The organism is Bacillus sp. 005/A4HT-01/001 (genome assembly GCF_004634445.1).
Classification (GTDB): domain Bacteria; phylum Bacillota; class Bacilli; order Bacillales; family Bacillaceae; genus Bacillus; species Bacillus altitudinis.
Genome location: NZ_SEIZ01000017.1, coordinates 1 through 5,451, shown reverse-complemented (window position 1 = coordinate 5,451; position 5,451 = coordinate 1). Strand labels below are relative to the sequence as shown.

At 38.1% G+C, this 5,451-nt stretch carries 4 protein-coding genes; 1 reads left to right on the top strand and 3 read right to left on the bottom strand.

Annotated elements, in window-relative coordinates; genetic code table 11:
• Nucleotides 1-320 precede the first annotated feature (320 nt).
• On the bottom strand, nucleotides 321-1,433 hold the full coding sequence (locus ES896_RS19925) for a Rap family tetratricopeptide repeat protein (protein ID WP_135227223.1): 1,113 nt from the start codon (nucleotides 1,431-1,433) through the stop codon (nucleotides 321-323).
• Between the two features lie 1,300 nt (nucleotides 1,434-2,733).
• A complete protein-coding gene (locus ES896_RS20465; protein ID WP_276320963.1) occupies nucleotides 2,734-2,862 on the bottom strand; it encodes a hypothetical protein in 129 nt (42 codons plus the stop codon).
• A gap of 666 nt (nucleotides 2,863-3,528) precedes the next feature.
• On the opposite strand from ES896_RS20465, the gene ES896_RS19915 reads away from it, so the two are divergent.
• The gene (locus tag ES896_RS19915; RefSeq protein WP_135227221.1) at nucleotides 3,529-4,158 is read left to right on the top strand and encodes a hypothetical protein; all 630 of its coding nucleotides are present in this window, start codon (nucleotides 3,529-3,531) and stop codon (nucleotides 4,156-4,158) included.
• A 40-nt stretch (nucleotides 4,159-4,198) separates the two neighbouring features.
• Here ES896_RS19915 and ES896_RS19910 read toward each other — a convergent pair whose 3' ends face one another.
• A complete protein-coding gene (locus ES896_RS19910; protein ID WP_240688403.1) occupies nucleotides 4,199-5,230 on the bottom strand; it encodes a protein rep in 1,032 nt (343 codons plus the stop codon).
• Nucleotides 5,231-5,451: the final 221 nt, after the last annotated feature.

The window sequence follows — 5,451 nt, the reverse complement described above, 5'->3', positions numbered from 1 at the left end:
TGTTTCTATATGTATCAAGATAAGAAAAGACACGATTCTGACTCCGTCAAAATCGCCCAAAAAGCTGGCGAAACCGCCATCTTTTTAAAAGATCAAAACCCAAAAACCTAAAAGACCAAAGACTAAACCAAATTTCCCCGCAGGGGGAGATTTTTTTTTGATTTTTTGGCCATGCTGCGCAACAAAAAAACAGACCTTAAAGGTCTGTCATCTTTCATGTACCTAATCGAATAGCCAACTCCATAACAGTCTCTGCATGATTCACATACGAACCACCAACAAACATCATGATCGCAAGACTAACTAAAGCAAAACTCTTTTTAATGCTCATACAAACAGTCGCCCCTTCGAATTTGTTTTTGAGCGTACACCATTTGCTGATACAAATATACAGAATTCTCCATACGCCCACGTTCAGTATAAAATTCTGCGGACTCTAATGCCAGTTCTTCCAAATATGGATAACCCCTAATATTGTCAAAGCGTTTCAGTAAATCCTTAATATCTTCAAGATTAAGTGGCTTTGTATATAGATTTACAAGAAAATCATACAAAGATTGGAATAATTGATCAGGGTTTAATTTCAAATAATCAATGCCACGTTGTAAATATTCCTTCGCCATTTCATCGTTACCCAATTTGAAATGAATAAGAGCCTGCTGATAAAGGACTGCTCGTATGTGAGAATGACCTTTCAAATAAATTTCAGCTTCCTCCAGATGATCTAATGCCAACTGATATTTTTCCAAACTGGAATAACAGTGACCCAAGTTCATCAAACTTATACCAATCATCAGTTCATCCTTAATCGCATGTGATTTTTCTAATGCTTTTTCTAAATGCGGGAGAGACTTTTCAGAACTGTTAAGATCAATATAATTTCCTGAAACAACAAAACGAGACTGAATTTCTCGTACAAGATATGTCGGGTGTGCTTTATATGTATCAAGAGCCAACATGATGTAATACATAGACATTTGAGTTTGCTTCATGTGATAGAAAATCTCTGCCATCTTGAAATAAAACTCTGCTCTTTCAACTTCATCCGCGACCCGGTCTAAACGTTTTTCTGCTTGTCTATAAAAAGTAATCGCAGTAATATAGTCACCTTGCGAGAACTCAAACATCCCTCTGAAAAAATTAAAGTAGTATTCTAGGACTCCAGTAAACTTTCGTCCCTGCCCTTCCACTGAACGCAGGTACTCCGCTTTGTTCATTTTCCTTGCTCCTAGATTCATGTATTCAAGCATTTGTTCGTGGCGGAATTCCATAAGCTGAAAATAAAGAACAGCTTGCTCATCTTCCTCCATGACATCTAAATCCCTTCTGATCTCGCTCCGAAGCATTTCCGCATCTGTTACATTCAGCCTTTTGATATGTTGATACCATTCGTTAATCTTCTGACCGATCTCCGCTGAAGATACAGCTGCCATTTATACATCCCCCTCATTTTTTGCCGTTTTATGTTAAATCCTAGCATATGAAATACGTCTAAAACCCTGTTGCGTTCCAATTTTGAAAATTTTCGGCATCTCGCAAACAAATTTTCAGATTGATTTCAGCAGACAAAACAAAAAACGCATTAAAAGCCCTTATAAGCGCTTTTAACTCATCCCCCTATTTCAACTACCCGAACAAAAATAAAAGCGCTCAGAATCGAATCTGAACGCTCTCAGAGGTATTTTAAAATAAAACCCTCTCGTTATTTTATAAGTTTTCATTTCATTGTTTGTCTCATAATTAAGTCTACTTGTTTTTGAAAGATTACTACCCCCCTGTTAGCTGGGGGGGTTCTCGTTTGGCTCTCGGTGCTTCGCTTTTCGTTGCCACTCAGGCGACTGTCGCCGCCTTTCCGCTCACACCTTCGCCAAACAAAACAGACGCACAAATATTTCTTTCATCTTACCATTTTTGACTCTTTCATGCCAACGGTACAATGCTTGGCATTCTGCTTTGAACGGAGAGAAAACCCACAGCATCTATCTAGGTGCATAAGTGGGCACTGGTTCCCTAGTGACTCTTTTCGGGCTCTGCCCAAACCCGCCAACGGTCAGCCCGTTGGATCGCAAATATTCAAACCCCCTACCCCCGATCTTCGGGGGATGCCCCTTCGGCGGGCGCAAACAAACGGGGTTTGTTTGAATCAATAGGCTTTGGGTTTGGTGAATGAGTCAACTCCTTAATGCTCACTTTCGTTCCGCTTACCGTTGACTCATGCCATATGTTTTTCACTCCTTTTTTTAAACAGTAACGCTCCTTTTGAGTGCACACTTTTCCGAAACAACACAAAACGTTACCAAAATTTCGTGAAAAAACCCCGTTGGCTTTTCTAAAAACACGCACATTTTTTGGTGCGTATAACTGGGCACTTGGACAAGTGGTCGGTAAGTGGTCGATCATTTTTCAGTAGTGATAGAGAAGTGATTACCTCAAAAACCGCCACTTCTGCAGGAGTGATTAGCTCCACTTTTTGGGGTCATTTTTTTGCTAGGCTCTGCCTAGTTCCACACCATAAGTGGGGACAAAAACCCCTTATGCTCTTCTCACTTTTCCTTTTTATGGTGTGGCAGTTTTGCCGTTTCTGCCACATTACCGCATTTTTCTCCTAAAAAAAGGTGTGTCAGAATTTCATTTTTAGGCACATTCCTTTCAAAAATCGCAACCGCCACGAAACAAATCACACTGGGATTTCAAACATGAAGTGGTTGCAGTTTCCCCTTATGCTCTTTTCCACTAGCTGTCGTTTGGCTCAAGTCTAGTGACAAGATCCATCTCACTTGTTTTTGCAATTCTCGTTTTGCTCAAAATGATGTCGCGCAGCTCACACTTTTTGTCGCCAATCTCAGTCCATTTATGGCGCACTTATACACACCCCTGTGTGCGTGCTAAAATCTCTCGATTTCCGTCAAGCGTGTAAAGAAAAAGCCGACTCAATAGCCGGCTTCTTCTGTTTCTGAAATTGCACATGCAATGATCATCAAAGTACAAAAAATGAATGCTCCTAAATCCATCACATTAATTACAATCGTCATCACATTCACCTCCACAGTGAACGGATTTTATCACAAAAAAATCCACCAAAACGAAGCATTGAAAAATAAAAAAAATGATTGCGGACACCGCAACCAAAAAAGAAATTTTCCAATGAATTCCCATAAGAAATTAAATCAATGTTAGGATGGAGAATATATCAAAAAATGGAGTGATTTTTATAAGTTTAAGAGATAACAAATAAATAAACGAAACTAAAGATAAACATCAAAATACCTAAGATCACGCTGTATTTCTGCAAAGACTTTTTAGCATAGTTTTTAAATATCAAAATCAATCCCGCTGATAAATAAACTATGAACAATCCAATATGAGCATTAAAAAATACACCAATAATCACACCTGCCAAAAGCAATAAAGTTAAAACTATGTTTAAAATTCGCACACAAAACACCTTCTATCAATTTTTAGTTTAGTTTGATCAATATTATATTTTTCACACTAGGCTAATTAAATAATAAAATAGGAGTGAAAAAAATGAAGAAAAAACAAAAATTCATCACGTTGGGTTTGTCTCTATCTTTATTATTTAGCACATTTTCCGTCACTGCAAACGCTGAAGAAAAGGAACAAAGCCAATCAAGTAAGCAAACACAAACAGCAGAATATGAAGGTTCAAAAGTACAATTTACTACACTGGAAGACTTGAATTCTAAAAGTGTAACAGTTACACAAGATAACAAAAAAACAAATGTCTCTTATGACAAAATCAAAGACACTGTATCAATTAATAGCAAAATTGTACTCACAGACGCAAAGAAAAATAGTCAAACAGTAACTTCCCAAGGAGATATGCAAACAGCAAGCAACTGGAAATTCATACATACCAAGTATGGATCAACAAAAGCAATGTACGACAATCATGCTATTCTTGCCGCTGTGTTATCAACTATGACACCTTTTCCAGCAAATGCATTACTCGCAGCTAGTTCCGTAATCTTAACGACAAAAACTAAATACACCTATTGGAAAATGAACGAATGGGGTAGAATGTGGGGCAATCAATACCAAAGAAAAGCAAAGATTTGGTTTTACAAAGATAAAAAACGAAAAAAATTCATCACATCAGAGAATCATTATTTCTATGACAACGGTGGACCAAAATAATAATTGAAATCAAAAGAGCCTAAACTAAATTCAGGCTCTTTTATGTAATAATATAATTCTTGATGCCAACATGCCAGTACGCCATGACCTCAAATGCATCATTGGAAATCTCATCTTCTTCCTCATCAATTCTGATTAAGTCGCCCTCTTCAGCATCCGTTAATTTCAACTCTTGATGGATCTCCTTCAAGATCCCGCCATAACCGATCAAACGCCTAGAAGCTAGAGCACCATCTAAATAATAGACCGTATCAAGATTATCCTCGGTGACTTTATCACCACGAATCACATCAGTGTCTTTCACTGGATACTTAGAAACCTCTAAAATGGCTTTCTGTTCTTCCATTGCTTCCCGCACTTCTTTTTCAATGCCTTCCGCATCAATACTCTTTTTCCCTTTGACCCGCTGCACATGTACAATCGGTGTGTAATCCAATTTCATTGCACGTTTCCAAAGGCTTGTCCATTCCGACTGCTTTATGTAGCTTTTCCCAAAATAATTTCGTTTCACAGGAATGAGCACATGAAAATGTGGATGGTATGTATTTTGTTCATGATTCTTCGTAATCTCCAGTGCTCTAAAATATCCGAGCACCGCTGTTTTTACTGCTTTATATCCAAATAAACGATTCCACGCTTTCATCATATCTGAAATCGTCTGTTCCAAGTTTTCACCTTCAACATTTTTGACTGTCAGTGTGAGAAAAATCCATGCAGGCGCATACTTCCTATTCGCTTCCTCAACAATCAGCTTATTATGATAGGCAATTTTCAGCGACCTTCGCCACGCACACATAGGGCATAACCTCACTTTACAAAAATAGGCTTGAGATAGCTTTAATTTGCCCGTCTTTCTATCTTTTTTAAACACAAGATATTCCGCACAACCACAGACTTTTTCAGCCTTTTTCAAATAATAAGGCGAACCTGTGCGTTTTTCCAACGCCTCATAATGAGCAGACACAACATTCGATTTTTTCTTCTTTCCTTGCCAATCCCGCTTTTTTCCTGTTGCGGTTTTGTCCTCAAGGATGTTATAATTCTCTTCGGATATACAATTTTTTGTACACAAAATATAAACCCCTTCTGACGCTAGTTCTCTAGCATTCTATTATTTTCGGTGACACTTAAATAATAGCAGATGGGGTTTTTACCTGTCAAATTACCGTTAACCCCTTGACACATCTGGATTAGACGCACTTTTTAAAGATTGAGTTGTTTCTATATGTATCAAGATAAGAAAAGACACGATTCTGACTCCGTCAAAATCGCCCAAAAAGCTGGCGAAACCGC